Consider the following 15,810-nt stretch of genomic DNA (forward strand, 5'->3'; position numbering starts at 1 on the left):
AGAGCCGCCATGGGAGCTCATGGGGGCGCATTGACTCGCCCTGCCAGTCAACCCTGCCCAGCGCCGACCCAGTCGCCCGCGAAGCGAACAAAATCCTCGGCCGACAGCGGCTTGGCGAACAGATAGCCCTGACCAAGCTGACAGCCCTCTTGGAGGAGGAAATCCCGCTGCTGTTGGGTTTCTATACCCTCGGCGAGCAATTCCAACGACAGGCTGGTGCCGAGCGCGATGATGGCGCGCACAATGGCCACATCGTTGGTGTCATCGGGAATATCCGACACGAACGACCGGTCGATCTTCAGCTTGGTCAGCGGCAGGCGCTTGAGGTAGCTCATCGATGAGTAACCGGTGCCGAAGTCATCCACGGCAATCTTCACCCCGGCCTGGCGTAACTGGCGCAGGCAGTCAATGGAGCGACGCGGCGATTGCATCACTGTGGATTCGGTGATTTCGATTTCCACGGCCGCGGGAGCCAGACCACTGTGCCGCAAGATATCGAGCACCTTGTCCGCGAGTTGCACCTGCTCGAACTGACGCGCGGACAGATTCACCGACATCATCACCTCGGGTGCCACCACCCCGGCCTCGCGCCAGGCCTGCATCTGCTCGCAGGCGGTGCGCAGCACCCAGTCGCCCAAGGGATTGATCAGGCCGGATTCCTCCGCCAGCGGAATGAAGCGCCCCGGAGCAATCAAGCCCTGCCGCGGATGGCGCCAGCGCACCAGCGCCTCGATACCGCTGACTTTGCCGGCGCGGAAGTCGATCTGCGGCTGGTAGTGCAGTTCGAACTCTTCGCGCTCCAGCGCTTCCTGCAGGCTGGCCTCAAGTACCAGGCGGTCGCGCGCGTCGGCGGTGAGTTCCTCGGTGAAAAAGCGTGAGGTCTTGCCGCCATCGGCCTTGGCCGAATAGAGCGCGGCATCGGCCTTGCGCAGCAGATCATCGGCCGTGTTGCCCTGCGCCGGGTAGAGCGCGATGCCAATGCTGGCGCCCACCAAGACCCGCTGACCATGCAACATAAATGGCGGCTGCAGCGCCTCATGGATGCGCTCGGCAAAGCCGCTCGGCTCGCGCTTGCCGTGGAAAGGCGCCGGGATGATGCCAAACTCATCACCACCGAGGCGCGCCAGGGTTTCCTGCTCACCCACCAGTTGCTGCAAGCGCGAGGCGACGGATTTCAGCACCTCGTCACCCTCGTGATGATCGAAGCTGTCGTTGATGTGCTTGAAGCGATCCAAATCGACAATCATCACCGCCAGACTGGCCCCGCGCCGACGCGCCTCGGCGATGCCGGCACTGAGGCGGTCGGCAAACAGCAGACGATTGGGCAGGCTGGTGAGGAGATCGTACTGCGACAGCCGCAATACGCTGAGTTCACTGCGCCTAAGCTCGGCCGCCACCGCCAGTTGCTCGCTAATATCCCGGGCCACCTCGATAATGCCAACAATCTGACCATGCTCGTCGAGCAGGGGACTGGCGGAAATCTCATAGCTATGTTCACCCGACTCCTCGCTGTCGGATTCATCAAGGTGCACCACCTTGGTCGGCTGATGCTCTTTCAGCACCGAGGCCAGCGGGCAATCACGCGCGCGCTCCGCGCAGGGGCTGTCACTGCCGTAGAGCAGGGCATGACAGGTCAAATCCTTGAGAGACAGGCCCCGTGCCTCGGCACGACGGGCCGCGGCGCGATTTACCCGAATCAGGCAATAGTCCTCGCCAATCACCATGATGGGGTCATCGATACCGTCAATCACATGCTGCAGAAAGGAGCGCTCCTGCGCCAACTCGGCCTCGACCCTGCGCCGCTCGGTGACATCGAGCCCGGAACTCAGGGTGCCGACAATGCGCCCATCGGCATCGCGCAGCGGATTATTGCGCCAGCTAATGATGTGCTCGTTGCCATCGACCGAGACGATGGGGCCATCGTTTTTCTCGGCCAGCTCGACGTCGCCCTGAAGAATCCGTTCAAAGCTAGCCCGCATCCCCGCGCGCGCACTCGGCGGCAAGAATTGCTCGAACCAATCGCGACCCAGAATGTCGGCCTGGTCGCGACCGAGCAGGGCGCAGCCCTTATCGTTAATTAGAGTGACGCGGCCCTGGGCGTCGAGCGCCACCATGACCACGCCGGCGACCTTTAGGTAATCCGCGGCCCTCTTGCGCTCGCGCTCGACATCGGCCAGGGCCTTTTTCAACGGCGAGACATCGGTGTGAGTGCCAACCAAACGCAGGGGCTCGCCGTCAGCATTGTGTACCAGATGCGCGCGTGATAACACGTCCACCCAATGACCATCCTTGTGCCTGAGGCGGATGTCCAGCGCGAAATCTGGCTCGTTTCCAGCAATGACCGCATCCAACAGCGCCCAGGCACGCTTGTCACTTTCTGGCTCGATGAGCTGACGCCATGTTGACATGTCGTTGGGTAGCTCCGCGTCCTGGTAGCCGAGCATCTCCTTCCAGCGCGGCGCAAAGTAGACCTCATGTGTCTGCAGATTCAAATCCCAGAGACCATCGTGGGAACCGCGCATGGCCAGCTCCAGGCGCTCCTCGCTGCGACGCAGAGCCTCCTCGCCGCGCACCAGATCGGTGATGTCCTCGGCCATCGACAGCACCCGAACATGACCGTCAATTTCTATCAGGGTGCCGGAATATTGGAGCTCCAGGCAGTCTCCGTTGCTTTTGTGGCCACTCAGATGCCGGTTGCGCACCGCGCCGTCGCGCTGTAACTGCTCGAACATCGCCTCGCGTTGATCGGCTGTTGTCAACCCAAGCTCGGACCAAGAGTTGCCCACGGCCTGCTCGCGGGTATAGCCGGTGATGCGCTCGAAGCTCGGATTAACCTCAATGAGCCTGCCGGTTTCGGGGTCGGAAAAGCTCATTAGGGTGCCGGTCGCGCGAAACAGCCGCTCGAATAGGGTCACATACTCCTGTCGTTGCGACTCGGCTTCCTTGCGCTCGCCGATGTACTGCAGCATGCCGCGAATATGCCGGGGCTTGCCGCGCTCATCGCGCAGCACTTCCGCCGTGGCACTCAGCCAGGTAGTGCAATCCTCGGGAAAGCGCACCCGGAACTCGCAGGCAAAGCCCTGGGCGCTCGCCAAGGCATTCTCAAGCGCCTGCCCGAGCTGCGGATAATCACGGGAATCCACCCGCTGCTTGAACAGACTCCGCAGCGGCTGCTGGTGCATGTTGGCGCGCCAACCGATCAGGGACTCGACCTCTGGCGACCAGTCAACTCGCCCTGCCTTCAGATCACAGGACCAGAAGCCAATGCGGGCAAAGCCGCGCACCGCCTGCAATTCACTTTCGCGTAGCCGCAAATCGCCGAGCAGCGCATCAACCGCGGTGCCCAACGACTCCAGCTCATCGCCCAAGGTCGACGAAGACGCTGCTTGAGCGTCCGCACCCTGTCGCGCATGCGGACCCTCCCCCTGAACTGGCACAGCGCCAACAATAGCCCCCAACCGCGCCCGCAGCTGGCTCAGGCGCCGCCCCAGCAGCATGTGCAGCAACAGGGCCATGGTGCTCAGCAAGAGCAACCAAAGACCCAACACCAGCGGCACCGCCGCCGCCCATTGACGCCTTACCACCTGTCGCACGCCCCGCGCCGAGACACTGAGCACGACATCCAAATCCGGCAGAGGCTGGGAATGACAGTGCCCGCAGGCGGCGGTGCGCGGGACTGGAATCGCGACGCGATAGAGTGACTCGGACTCAGGATGCTCGGCGCCACCTGTTGGCAGCGGCAAGTCACCAGGGGCAGGCCGCTCCTGGACATCTATATCCAGCGGCAACTCGGCGGGAAGTGACAGCACAGTGTCGGCATGAAGCCCAGCAAGCAGGGCATCGGGCATGAAGCCACCGGCCGCGGCGATGGCCCCATCCGCTTGGTCGGGCATGGATGACATGGCATCCGGCCCGTCGGACGCCCGCGGCCGATCAAGGGCATAGACATCCTGATGCAGACGCAGCATGCGCTCGCTCAGAACCTGGGCCTTGCCCGCCAGAGTCGCACGCAATTGGTGGTCGATCAGACGGTAAGCCCGATACTCAAAGACCGCGAAAGCAAGCGTCAACAGAAGAGCCACTAGCAGCCAGAGCTTGACCCAGAGCGGCACACCAGCTGTTGGAGGTTGGCGGGAGTTACTCATTGCGTTAATGCAGCCATGGTGGTTGCATTCAAATGAGCGCCCCTCCCCACAGACGCCTGTCACTCATGAGACTGACCCGCGCGAGCGCCCATAGGGCCTGGCTCGAGGTTGAGAAAACTGCGTGAAATCGACCAATCCTTCATGCCTACCTACATCCAGATTCAATCATTGCCGCGCGACCATTTCTTATTGTCCGAGGCTTCTTCCTCGCGCATCGCGTCCAGACGCGCCTGCAGCCTGGAAGCGAGATGATAGTCCACTCCGGGCAAGCGCACGGCGAGCTCAAGCTGGCGAATCGCGGGCTCAAGGTCGCCCTGATAGTACAACTCCTCGGCACGATAGCCATAGGTTTTCGCTTTGTCACCCGAACGACCGGCGGCATCGGCCAGCAGGCCATGAATCTGCGTCACGGACGGGCGTCGGCGATGAAAAGCCTCGAGCAGACTCAGGGCGGCACCGACCTGACCCGCCTTCAGCAGGGCCTCGGCATGGATCCTGGCGATGGGCCAGTGATCGCCAAGCAGACCCTGGGCGCTTTTTAGGTTGCGGATGGCCCGCCCGAGTTGCCCATCTTGGATGTCGATGGTGGCATCCAGCACCAGAAACTCGACCTGCGTCGGACGCGCTTGCAGTAAGCTCGCGGTCTGCTCGCGCGCACTGTCGAAACGCCCGGCCCTCACCAGCGCCAAGGCATAGCCATAGCGCTCAGCCAGCGCATTGCGATAGCGCCCATTGGCGAGCGTCGACTCGAAATGCTCCACCGCGCGCTGCGCGCCGGTGTAGCCGCGCTGGCGCAGGTTGGCGCGGGCGAGATGAAACTCCAGGCTGTCCGGGCGCTGGCGCAAGCCATATTGCTCGGCCCGCGCGAGCGCGTCGGCAATGCGGCTGGTGGTAACCGGATGCGTGCGCAAGAACTCCGGCGCGCTCTTATCATAATAACGGCCGCTACGCCCCAGGCTTTCAAAAAAACCCGGCATCGCAAAGGGATTGAATCCCGCCTCGGCCAGAATATCAATACCAATGCGGTCGGCTTCCTGCTCGTTTTCGCGCGTGAAATTGATCTGGTTCTGGATGGCGACGGCTTGCACCCCGGCCATGGCCGCCATGCCCGCCTGGGAGTCGACCTGGCTGCCCAGCAATGCCGCGGCAATCAGCAGCGCGGTGGCTGGGACCGCCATGCGCTTCTGCGACTCGAACGAGCGCATCAGATGCTTTTGGCTGACATGGGCAATCTCATGCGCCAGCACCGCGGCAAGTTCGCTCTCGGTCTCGGCCGCGAGCACCAAGCCCGCGAACACCCCGATTTGTCCCGAGGGGCCAGCAAAGGCATTGACCGTCGGCTGATTGATCAGGAAAAACCGATAGTCGCCGCCGACATGATTGTTCTGTACCAACTCGCGCCCAAGCGACTGGATATAGTCGTCGAGCACTGGATCCTCGATCACCGGCAGTGCCTTGCGCACGCTTTTCATAAAGGCCCGCGCGAGTGATCGTTGATCGGCCAACGACAGGACGGTATCAGCGGAGCTACCGAAATCCGGCAGACGGTAGGGATCGGCGACCAGCGGGTTGGCCGCGATCATGGTCACGAAGATAAGGCTCAACCAGAGGACGCGCATTGGTGTTTGCACAGGCAAATATCGCATGTTGGAGCGGAATGCGGCGGCGCGGTTGGGGTCCGGCCGCTGTTTTCAAGGGCGACAGCTTCGCAAGCCGGGAATCTTAACGCAAGCCGAGTGCGGCATCGGGCCAGGAATCTCTCGCGGCCCTTGCTGCTAGTGGGTAGTGGCTAGTGGTTGATGACCTTGTGATCAATTCAGCGCAATCCGCTCTCCCCAGGGCACTGGCGAGCGCCCCTTGACCAGCCACAGCACCGGAAAGGCTGGAGCGGCAGGGGGAAAGACCCCTTGTGCATCGGTGAAATACAACAGCAGATCGGGCTGGCGATCGCGCCCGGCCAGCCAGTCGAACACCGGCACAAAGCTAGTGCCGCCCTGGCCATGCAGACGCTCCGGACGCTCAAAGCGCTCCCAGGGCTCGAACTCGAAAGGCGCGCCCGGACTCAGGGCCGCATCGCAGGGCAACAGGGTCACGCGGGCACGCAGCTGGCCCTTGAGCGCGTCGATCTCGGCGATGAATTCCTCGATCTCCCCATCGCGAATGGAGCCCGAGGTATCCAGCCCAATCACCAGATCGAGCTGGTCGCTGCGCAGGCGCGGCAGGATGAAGTCCCCTTCGCGTCGCGACGGGCGAGCATAGCTGTAGTCATCGCGTGCCAGAGCGCTCAGGTAGCGCGCCAGCAGCATGCGCCAGGGCAGCCGCGGCTGCAGCAGGTGGTCGATCAGGCGGCGCAACTCGCCGCCGAGCTTGCCGGCTTGCATGGCCTGCTGCGCGGCGCCAGCCAGGCGCTGTTGCCACTGCACCCGCAGTTGCTCGCGCTCATCGGGCGTCAGGGGTAGCGGGGCGATCTGGCCATCGGGTGGCGCTGGCCCCTCACCACCGCTGGCGCCGACCTCGGCCCGCGGGGATTCGCCCTGGCCCATGCCACCGCGCTCCCCCTCACCCGACTCGCGCGCGCGGCTGCCCGCCGCCAGGTCGCGCTCGCTCAAGCTCTGCCCCTGGCTGCCCTGCTGGCTGTCGCTGTCCTGATCATAGGCATGGGTATCGAGCGTCTCGGACTGGTCGTTGTCATCGATCAGCGGATAAATTTCCTCCGCCGTCATGCCCAGGTAGGCCGGCATGACCAGCGCATTGGGCGGCGGTTTGAGTCCCTCGTTGAGCAACAGCGGATTGATCGCATAGTCGCAGGCCAGATCCCATTTGTGGCGCACCCGGTGCTGGCGACGCGCGAAATGCGACAGGGCACAATGCAGCGCCTCGTGCGCGAGCATGAACTGGGTCTCGGCCAGACTGAGGGCAGCGATGTACTCGGGATTGAAATAAAAGGCCCGGGCGTCGGTGGCCGTGGTGGGGCACCAACCAGCATCGGCCGCGCGCAAGGGCAAGCGCAGCACCAGGGAGCCAAGAAAGGGCTTGTCGAGAATCAGTCGGGTGCGCGCGGCCGCGAGCTTGGTCTCGAGCGCGCTCAGATCGGTGTCAGCTGTTCCTGCTCCGGGCTTCGTCATGACGCGGCTCAGTCAAACAGCATGACATCCGCCACCGCCCGCGCCCAGTCGGCGAACGCGGGCACGGCAAAGAGGTCATTCCCCAGGGCGCGATGCAAATCAGACACCAACATCACACCCATTTCGCGCTGACGGAAACGTCCGGCATAGGTCAGGATGTGACCGATCGCGGTCGTGCCATCTTCCTCCCCGCGCGCCCGGATGGCACGCCCGACCAGCGCCGCCGCAACGGCGTATTGCAGGTCGATTTCCTCCGGCACCGGCACCGACTCGCCGCGCACAATGGCATCCAGATCGGGCATCTGCTCCAGGCTGTTGACAAAGGCGGTCAGCTCAATGCCCGCGGCTGGCCCCACGCAGGCCTGCAGGCACCCTTGGAGGAGGTCCTGGTCGTGCTGAAACTTTTGCAACGCGCGATGGGCAAACTCCCAGGAGCGCGGCGTGGGAAAAGCGACCGGATTGTGCGCTGGGTCGAAATCAAACAACAGCTCCGGGCGAAAGCGCAAAAAGCCGATCACACGCGCGTCGATGCCAGCACAATAGGCCCAGCTGACCCAGTCGTCCAAATGGGTCTCCACCTCGAAGTGGGAGAAGCGATTGGCCAGGGGCGCCGGCATGGCGTAGGTCACACCGCGATCGCCCTGACGGTTGCCGGCGGCGACAATGGCCCAGTGCTCCGGAACCTGATAGTCCCCCAGGCGGCGGTCAAGAATCAGCTGATAGGCCGCCGCCGACACCGAGGGCGGCGCCGAGGTGATTTCATCCAGAAACAAAATCCCCGAGCTGCCGTGGCGCGTGACATCCGGCAGCAGCGAGGGTACCGCCCACTCCACCCGCTCATCAACGCGAAAGGGAATCCCGCGCAAATCGCTCGGTTCCATCTGCGACAGCCGAATGTCGATCATGGGCGCCTGGTGTCGCGCGGCAATCTGAGCCACCATCTGCGATTTACCCACGCCGGGCGGCCCCCAGAGCATGACCGGAGTGTGATGACCGGCGGTGGTACTGGAATATTCACGATCAAGAATTTTGAGCAGATGGGCAGGACGCATAGGCGGACTCGGCTCGAGTTTGGTCGAATAAGGGCTGGTTAAAACGAACGGCGCGACAGCCCGAAGAGATTGGAGCGAGAAGCCAGCTTAACAAGGCGGGCGACACCATACCCCCGGAGTCAAGGCCGGTCGGAACAGGTTTCAGCTCTACCGCGACGAGGGCATCGGCTGAGGTGGATCACGCGGACCGACATGGGCGAGAGCCGCCACAAGGTCGTGACCAAGGGCAGCGCCCCTTGTCTCCTCACCTGCTCGGCGGTCAATTGGGTGGCGATTTTCGCCAACCCCGCGATTGACGGCATGGTTCTCGACTCGCCTGGGTGTCTGCATGAGAACCCTGGTCTCTTGTTGCGCGGCGATATGTTGATGGAAAATTACCTCCATCTGGTGGCATCATCGCCAAAGCTGCAAAAAGAGATCGGCGATTTCCCATCCTTCACCGCCCGATCCCATGGCGACTGGCTCATCCCCCATCATCGTCAATGGGTTACGAACTTGCCACCTCCTGAGCAGACACCTAGACTCTCGCCATGGCCCACTACTGATTGAGGTGCTTATCATGTCAGCGCCCGCATTCGCCTTGGCCGACCCGCCCAAGGTCGATCCAGCCCCGAATTTACCGGTCGATCCCCCCGAAGGCGCCCGCGTCAGCGAGATGGATTACTGGGCCCATTACTACGAGCACGAAAACGGCTACGAGTGGAACAACGGCCTTTTGGAGGTCAAGCCGGTGTCTGATGTCCTGACCTACCAGATTTATCAGTGGCTGCTTGGCTTGCTGCGGTGTTATCTCGAAACCCATCAGAATGCGCGACTCACGGCGCTGGACATGGGTTTTCGCCTGGAGTTGTTGGGCAAGGTGACCATCCGCAAGCCGGATCTGGGACTGGTGCGTGATGACAATGCCGTGCCGCTGGAGGATCTCGACCGTTCCTACCACGGCACTTTCGATCTGTGCGTCGAAGCGCTGTCGGACAGCACAGCGGCGGAGATTCGCCGCGATACCGAGCAGAAGCGTCGCGAATACGAAGCCGTCGGCGTGCCCGAGTACTACATCCTCCACCACCAGCCACGTTGGCAGTTGTTCTACCGACGCAATGCCTCGGGTCGTTATCAGCCCATGCCAAGGGAGGATGGCATCATCCGCTCCGCCATCCTGCCCGGCTTTCAGTTTCGCCTGGAGGATTTCACCCGCCGGCCGACGCTGGACGCCATGATCGAAGATCCGATCTACGCAGCCTTCGTGCTGCCAAAGTGGCAGCGGGAACGCGCGGCCTGGACACGAGATCGCGAAGCGCTGGCGGCTGAGCGCGAGGCGCTGGCGGCTGAACGTGATGCACGTGAACAAGCCGAACGGATCGCCCAACAGGAACGCGCCGAAAAAGAGGCTCTGCTGGCCGAACTGGCCCGTATGCGCAACGGCGCCTGAACGCCACACCAGCCGCCATCCGCACCGCGCCGTCGCCAACCAGGGTTTGCGCCGCCGGCGAGCGCCGGAGGCCTGGGTCTGGGAAAAATCGGGGCAAGCAAATGCCAGCGGACAACCCGCGATTACAACTCGCCCAAGCTTTCGTGCGCGACACCAACCGCAGCATTTTCCTGACCGGGAAGGCGGGCACGGGCAAGACTACCTTTCTGCACAGCCTGAAGGCCGAGTTGCCCAAGCGCATGGTGGTGACGGCACCGACCGGGGTGGCGGCCATTAATGCCGGGGGCGTGACCCTGCATTCCTTCTTTCAGCTGCCCTTTGGTCCCTTCGTGCCCGGCAGCGAGGCGCGGCGCCAGGCGGGGGAGCGGCGCTTCAGTCGCCAGAAGCGCGACATCATCGCCAGCCTGGATTTGTTGATTATCGACGAGATCAGCATGGTGCGCGCCGATCTGCTCGACGCGGTCGACTTCATGCTGCGCCGCGAGCGCGCGAGCGATGCGCCCTTTGGTGGCGTGCAATTGCTCATGATTGGCGATCTGCATCAACTCGCGCCCGTGGTGCCGGATCAAGATTGGGCGATGCTGCGTGAGCACTATGCGACCGGGTATTTTTTTAGCAGCCGCGCGCTGGCGGCCTTGGATCTGGTGCCCATTGAGCTGACGCGGATCTATCGCCAGTCGGATACTGACTTTATCGACTTGCTCAACGCGGTGCGCGACAACCAGCTTGATGAAAGCTCGCTCGCGCGGCTCAATGCCCGTTACCAGCCCGGCTTCAAACCTTCTGAGTCGGATGGTTATATTACCCTGACCACCCATAACCGCGCCGCCGACCACATCAACGACACCCGCCTGCGGGCGCTGGCCGGCAAGCCACGCCAGTTCGAGGCCGAGATCGAGGACGACTACCCGGCGCACAGCTATCCGACCGCCGCCACACTGACCCTCAAGCAGGGCGCGCAGGTGATGTTCGTGCGCAACGACAGCGGCGAGGACAAGCGTTATTTCAATGGCAAGATCGGCACCGTCACCCACCTTGGGCGCGAGCGCATCCGGGTGCGCTGCCCTGGAGACGAGGCTGACATCGAGGTCGAGCCCGCCACCTGGGAGAACATCCGCTACAGCATCGCCCCGGAGACCAAGGCCATCACCGAGGAGGTGATCGGCAAGTTCACCCAATATCCGCTGCGACTGGCCTGGGCGATTACCATTCACAAAAGCCAGGGGCTCACCTTCGAGCGCGCCATTATCGACGCCGCCGCCGCTTTCTCCCACGGCCAGGTCTATGTGGGCCTGAGCCGTTGCAAGACGCTCGAGGGCCTGGTGCTGAGCGCTCCCATCCCGCGTCATGCGGTCAAGACCGACCAGCGCGTCTGCCACTATGTCGACGCGGCCACCCGGCAAGCGCCCACCCCGGAGCAGCTCAAGGCCGCACGCATCGACTACCAGCAGCGACTGCTGCGCGAATGCTGGGATTTCGACCTGCTTGGTGCCCAGCTGCGCAGGCTACTCGGCCTGCTGCGCGGCAATTATCGAGTGATCGATTTGCGTGCTCCGGGCGACGTCGAGCCTATTGTGACCATGAACGCGCTGGAGCAACAAACCAGCGCGGAAGTCATCATCGTCAGCACCAAATTCCGCCGCGAGTTGCACGCCCGCTTTTGCGCGGACCGAATGCCCGAGGATGATCCGGAGTTGCAGGAACGGTTGCGCAAGGCTTCCATCTACTTCTCCGAAAAGCTCGCCGAGGGACTCAGTCCCTGGCTCGTCGCTTTCGAATTTGAGACCGACAGCAAGGCACTGCGCAAAACCCTCGGTCAGGCCGTCGATGAGCTGCGCAAGCTGCTCGCGATCAAAACCGCCGGCATCACGAGCTGCCGGGAGGGATTCTCGGCCAACGCCTATCTAGCAGCGGTGGCCAAGGCAAAGATCGACGAGCCGCCTGGTGGATCGCGGCCCAAAAAAGGCTCGGGCGCGCGACCTGATCAAGGCAAGGATGACGCCCTGCTCGCAGCCCTGCGCCGCTGGCGCGCCGAGAAAGAAGCCGAAGAAGAACGCAAGGGAGAAACCCGCTATCGGATTCTGACCCGCGCCGTGCTGCGAGAGATCGCCGCCACCCTGCCGGGCAGCCTGGATGCCCTGGCCGCCATCCGAGGCATCGGCGCGCGCACCGCCGAGCGCTATGGCGCGGAGATTCTTCAGCTTGTCGCTCAGCATCCGGCTCCGTCAGAGCCGCCGGAACAGCGCAAGAAAAAAGCCCAGGATGGCGACACCCGCCTGATCAGCTATCGCCTGCACCAAGAAGGTATCAGCATCGCTGACATCGCCACCCAGCGATCATTAAAGCCCACCACCATCGAAAGCCATTTGGCTTATTACATCGGCACTGGCAAGCTCACCGTCACCGACTTTGTCAGCGAGGACAAACTCGCGCGCATCGTCGCTGTATTTACCGAGACGGGAACCGAAAGGCTCACGCCGGCCAAGGAGAAGCTTGGCGACGATGTATCTTACGGCGAACTGAGGATGGTCCAGGCTCATCTGAGGCGCCATCCGCATGGGCGCTAGCCTACCGGGTTGCCAACCTGTCCCAAGAAGACACAAGAAGTCACAAGAAATCCCATGCTCAATGCCTATCCCGAATCCGCCAAGCCGACCACACTGTCCATTGCACAGCACTCATGATTCTGATTTTTATATTTTTTAATCTGGCGCCATTTGAGTTTGCCTGATCATCTGATGAAGACACCCAGAGCGGCGGGATTGGACAAGGCCGGCGCAATTGTCGCTAAACAAGGAGATGCTCATGCCTAACCTCATCTCTGTCATCGTCGCATTGGCGATCAGCCTTGGCGCATCTGACAGTTTCGCCGCCTGCCTCGGCAGTGCATCCGTCCATCCGGAGTGCCGCTATCCCAAAGGCGATGGCTGGTGCGCGACGCACGCCAATGATCGCCACTACGCCTACGCTGGCAAATGCCTGGAAGACTCAGGCAAGATGAATCTTGAAGGTCGCGCACCCTTCAACTGGTTCGGCTTCGCGGAACTCGGTGGCGCACTGCGAGGGCACATCGACCTGGGCACCTTCGACAATCCCGATGAAGTTGGTTTCGCACTCATCAGGCTCGGTGAGAACACGCCCGCGGGCGAAACCGATGCGCTGCTTGTCTATCGCTTTGATCGCATGTGGTGCGGCATGGCTGGATGCGATTTACGCATTTTTTCTACCCATCCGGACAGGAGGTCTAAGCCCCTGTTCTCGGTCAGCGCGGGTGGCGGCCGGGGGGAAAGCGGCACTCTGCAAACCGGACTCACTTTGGGCGAGAGCCATCGCAACGGCATGCGCAATCTGCTGATCGACCGCTCCGTCATCTGGTCATGGAACGGCCAGGAGTACACTATCGAGCCCGCAACCCGCGGCACCTTCACCGGGGCAGTCCCGGCCCCGGCAGCCGCTGGATACGGCTCGAACTACACCTTCTGGGGCGAAAAAGCCAGCACGGATATGTTGCCAACGGCAGCGCTAACGGTCGAGAACCCGCCCGGGGTCACCTTCCTGGTGTCCTGTTTTTTCAATGCGCATGAAAAATACATGATTTCCCTGGAAGTCGCCGTCAATCAAAACGCCGAAAAGACCCCCGCCGTCCTCGAACCCTGGAAAAGCCCGGAACTCGACGAAGAAATGGCCTGCAATCTTTGTTTCCAGGGGGACTGTGAGGATACCAAACTGGAGATGAACGCCATGACCGGCAATTTCACCAAGGAGTTGTCCTTCGGAAGGGTTCCAGAGGAAGCGCGGCTCGATATCGCGCTCGCCTGCGATGCGATCAGCATGACCTGGACCGGAAACAACATGCTGCCGGCGCTCTGTAACATCGGAGACTGATGAGACATGGCCGTGGGGTCCTGGTGGCTCATCAAGGATTGAGCCGACGCAGGTAGCCTTCGCCACCAAGCTGGCGCATTTGCTGGCGGATCCAGCGCGTGCGCTGTCGCACTTTGTTTGATGGCTGATCGAGCCGATACATTCGCGGGTTGGGCAGAACGGCGGCCATGCGCGCAGCCTGGTCGGGGCTGATGACCGCGGCCGGGCGGTCAAAATAGCGCCAACTCGCGGCACCGACGCCATAGGTGTCGGCGCTGAATTGGGCGATGTTCAGGTAGAGCTCCAGAATACGTTCTTTGGATAACAGCGTTTCCAACAGCAGGGTGAACCAGACCTCAAGCACCTTGCGAACATAATCCCGACCGCCCCACAAAAACAGATTCTTGGCTGTCTGCTGGCTGATGGTGCTGGCACCACGCAGGCGCCCGCCTTGGCGAAAGCGTTTCCAGGCGGCCTGGAGTTCGATCAGGTCGAAGCCGCGATGGTTTGGATAGCGCTGGTCCTCCGCCGCCATCACCGCGAGTTTGAGCGACGGGGCGATGGCATCCCAATCGGTCCACTCATAATGCAGCTCAAACCCGGGCGGCTCGCCCTTAGCCAGGCTCGCCGCAAACCAATGTTGCAGCATAAAGGCCGAGGTGGGCGGATTAACCCAACGCAGGGCCCCGACCGCCAGGATAGAGAGCAGCAGCAGGCAAGCGATCAGCAACGCCAGCCCGCGCGCCAGGCGGCTGAAAAGGGAGGTGCTTTTCATCCGCGAACTGATCGACAATGAATAACCCAGCGACGGTCGACTTGTCGGGGCGAATGGAGGCGCCCACTCGGCATCGGCATGGTGGCAAATGATGCTACGGGAAACACCTAAACGGGCTGTAATCTTTTCGCATGGTCATGTTAAAACAGATGATCCTAGGCTTGAGCCCAGTCTTGATCCTGAGCTGGGCTGGGGACTCGGGACTGGTTGCGCGACCACAAGCCTGCTACCGTGAACCAGCAACCGGGTTTTCGGGGGCACCGGAATGACCGGAACCATGAGCCTTCGCGCGAGCCGCGTGCGGAAAGATGGATCTCAGTGCGCCGGACCAGGATACTGAACGGAGATTTTGCATGACAGCGACTCAAACACCAAGGGCCAGCGCTCCGGCATCCCAAGCCGCCGCTGTGGCTGCAACGGCGCCAGCAGCAGCACCGGCGGCGGCCGTGGCCAAGACCGCCGCCGCCTTCGCCGAACTGCGCACCCAACTCTCCGCGCGCATCGTCGGACAAGAGGCGCTGATCGAGCGACTGCTAATCGCCTTGCTCGCCTCCGGGCATCTACTGGTGGAGGGCGCGCCTGGTCTGGCCAAGACATCGGCCATTCAGGCGCTGGCCGCGCGCATTGAGGGCAATTTTCAACGCGTGCAGTTCACCCCCGATCTGCTCCCGGGCGATCTCACCGGCACTGACATCTACCGTCCGGAAACCGGCGAGTTTCAGTTCCAGCCCGGGCCGCTGTTTCACAACCTGGTGCTGGCCGATGAAGTCAACCGCGCACCGGCCAAGGTGCAGTCGGCCCTGCTTGAGGCCATGGGCGAGCGCCAGATCACCGTCGGCGGGCGCACCTATCGCCTGGCCGAACCTTTTCTGGTCATGGCGACCCAAAACCCCATCGAGCAGGAAGGCACCTATCCGCTGCCCGAGGCGCAGCTGGATCGCTTTCTGATGCATGTGCGGGTGGATTACCCGGACCCGCGTGCCGAGCGCCAGATTCTAGCCATCGCCCGCGCCGAAATGCGCGGGCGCGCCCATGGCGAACCGCCACCGGCGACCCTGGTCAGCCAGGCGCAGGTGTTGGCCGCGCGCGATCAGGCCATGGATCTGCACATGGCTGAGAACCTGGAAGAGTATCTGGTGCAACTGGTGCTGGCCACCCGCGACCCCGCCCCCTACGACAGCGACCTGGCGCGCCTGGTGGACTATGGTGCCAGCCCGCGCGCCACCATCGCGCTGGATCGCTGCGCCCGCGCCCGCGCCTGGCTGCGCGGGGCCGATTTTGTCACGCCCGAGGACATACACGCCGTGGTCTTCGATGTGATGCGCCACCGGGTGCTGATGAGCTACGCCGCCGAAGCCGAGGGCATGACCGTGGATCGCTTCGTGGCGGAACTGATCAAGCGTGTGCCTTTGATTTGAGC

At 62.6% G+C, this 15,810-nt stretch carries 10 protein-coding genes; 5 read left to right on the top strand and 5 right to left on the bottom strand.

All coding sequences use genetic code 11. From position 1 onward, the window contains the following. Positions 1 to 47: 47 nt before the first annotated feature. The 4 genes from Thiowin_RS21955 to Thiowin_RS21970 form a co-directional block, all read right to left on the bottom strand. Positions 48 to 4,145 (bottom strand): sensor domain-containing protein, encoded by a 4,098-nt coding sequence (locus Thiowin_RS21955; protein WP_328985100.1) that lies wholly within the window; start codon positions 4,143 to 4,145, stop codon positions 48 to 50. Between the two features lie 161 nt (positions 4,146 to 4,306). Beyond that, positions 4,307 to 5,764 (bottom strand): M48 family metalloprotease, encoded by a 1,458-nt coding sequence (locus tag Thiowin_RS21960; RefSeq protein ID WP_328985101.1) that lies wholly within the window; start codon positions 5,762 to 5,764, stop codon positions 4,307 to 4,309. A 192-nt stretch (positions 5,765 to 5,956) separates the two neighbouring features. After that, positions 5,957 to 7,270, bottom strand: coding sequence for a vWA domain-containing protein (locus Thiowin_RS21965; protein WP_328985102.1), 1,314 nt, complete (start codon positions 7,268 to 7,270; stop codon positions 5,957 to 5,959). An 8-nt stretch (positions 7,271 to 7,278) separates the two neighbouring features. Beyond that, positions 7,279 to 8,322: an AAA family ATPase gene (locus Thiowin_RS21970; protein WP_328985103.1), complete on the bottom strand. Its 1,044-nt coding sequence runs from the start codon at positions 8,320 to 8,322 to the stop codon at positions 7,279 to 7,281. Positions 8,323 to 8,514: 192 nt separating this feature from the next. Between Thiowin_RS21970 and Thiowin_RS21975 the strand changes: the two genes are divergently transcribed. The 4 genes from Thiowin_RS21975 to Thiowin_RS21990 all read left to right on the top strand — a co-directional run bounded on the left by Thiowin_RS21975 (position 8,515) and on the right by Thiowin_RS21990 (position 13,636). After that, the gene (locus tag Thiowin_RS21975; RefSeq protein ID WP_328985104.1) at positions 8,515 to 8,871 is read left to right on the top strand and encodes a hypothetical protein; all 357 of its coding nucleotides are present in this window, start codon (positions 8,515 to 8,517) and stop codon (positions 8,869 to 8,871) included. A gap of 10 nt (positions 8,872 to 8,881) precedes the next feature. Continuing rightward, the gene (locus tag Thiowin_RS21980; protein WP_328985105.1) at positions 8,882 to 9,751 is read left to right on the top strand and encodes a Uma2 family endonuclease; all 870 of its coding nucleotides are present in this window, start codon (positions 8,882 to 8,884) and stop codon (positions 9,749 to 9,751) included. A 101-nt stretch (positions 9,752 to 9,852) separates the two neighbouring features. Then, positions 9,853 to 12,318 carry a helix-turn-helix domain-containing protein gene (locus tag Thiowin_RS21985; RefSeq protein ID WP_328985106.1) on the top strand — a complete coding sequence of 822 codons (2,466 nt, stop codon included), beginning with the start codon at positions 9,853 to 9,855 and terminating at the stop codon, positions 12,316 to 12,318. A gap of 238 nt (positions 12,319 to 12,556) precedes the next feature. Continuing rightward, entirely contained in the window at positions 12,557 to 13,636 is a 1,080-nt protein-coding gene (locus tag Thiowin_RS21990) for a hypothetical protein (protein ID WP_328985107.1), read from the top strand. 31 nt (positions 13,637 to 13,667) lie between these two features. Here Thiowin_RS21990 and mtgA read toward each other — a convergent pair whose 3' ends face one another. Next, complete coding sequence (mtgA, locus tag Thiowin_RS21995) at positions 13,668 to 14,390, bottom strand: monofunctional biosynthetic peptidoglycan transglycosylase (protein WP_328985108.1); 723 nt, start codon at positions 14,388 to 14,390, stop codon at positions 13,668 to 13,670. 353 nt (positions 14,391 to 14,743) lie between these two features. Between mtgA and Thiowin_RS22000 the strand changes: the two genes are divergently transcribed. Further along, positions 14,744 to 15,808 carry an AAA family ATPase gene (locus Thiowin_RS22000; protein WP_328985110.1) on the top strand — a complete coding sequence of 355 codons (1,065 nt, stop codon included), beginning with the start codon at positions 14,744 to 14,746 and terminating at the stop codon, positions 15,806 to 15,808. The last annotated feature ends 2 nt before the right edge of the window (positions 15,809 to 15,810 follow it).

It is taken from the genome of Thiorhodovibrio winogradskyi (assembly GCF_036208045.1).
Taxonomy (GTDB): Bacteria; Pseudomonadota; Gammaproteobacteria; order Chromatiales; family Chromatiaceae; genus Thiorhodovibrio; species Thiorhodovibrio winogradskyi.

Coding starts and splice junctions, on each gene's coding strand:
- Thiowin_RS21955 (WP_328985100.1), bottom strand. CDS start 4,145: ATGAGTAACTCCCGCCAACCTCCAACAGCTGGTGTGCCGCTCTGGGTC.
- Thiowin_RS21960 (WP_328985101.1), bottom strand. CDS start 5,764: ATGCGCGTCCTCTGGTTGAGCCTTATCTTCGTGACCATGATCGCGGCC.
- Thiowin_RS21965 (WP_328985102.1), bottom strand. CDS start 7,270: ATGACGAAGCCCGGAGCAGGAACAGCTGACACCGATCTGAGCGCGCTC.
- Thiowin_RS21970 (WP_328985103.1), bottom strand. CDS start 8,322: ATGCGTCCTGCCCATCTGCTCAAAATTCTTGATCGTGAATATTCCAGT.
- Thiowin_RS21975 (WP_328985104.1), top strand. CDS start 8,515: ATGGGCGAGAGCCGCCACAAGGTCGTGACCAAGGGCAGCGCCCCTTGT.
- Thiowin_RS21980 (WP_328985105.1), top strand. CDS start 8,882: ATGTCAGCGCCCGCATTCGCCTTGGCCGACCCGCCCAAGGTCGATCCA.
- Thiowin_RS21985 (WP_328985106.1), top strand. CDS start 9,853: ATGCCAGCGGACAACCCGCGATTACAACTCGCCCAAGCTTTCGTGCGC.
- Thiowin_RS21990 (WP_328985107.1), top strand. CDS start 12,557: ATGCCTAACCTCATCTCTGTCATCGTCGCATTGGCGATCAGCCTTGGC.
- mtgA (WP_328985108.1), bottom strand. CDS start 14,390: ATGAAAAGCACCTCCCTTTTCAGCCGCCTGGCGCGCGGGCTGGCGTTG.
- Thiowin_RS22000 (WP_328985110.1), top strand. CDS start 14,744: ATGACAGCGACTCAAACACCAAGGGCCAGCGCTCCGGCATCCCAAGCC.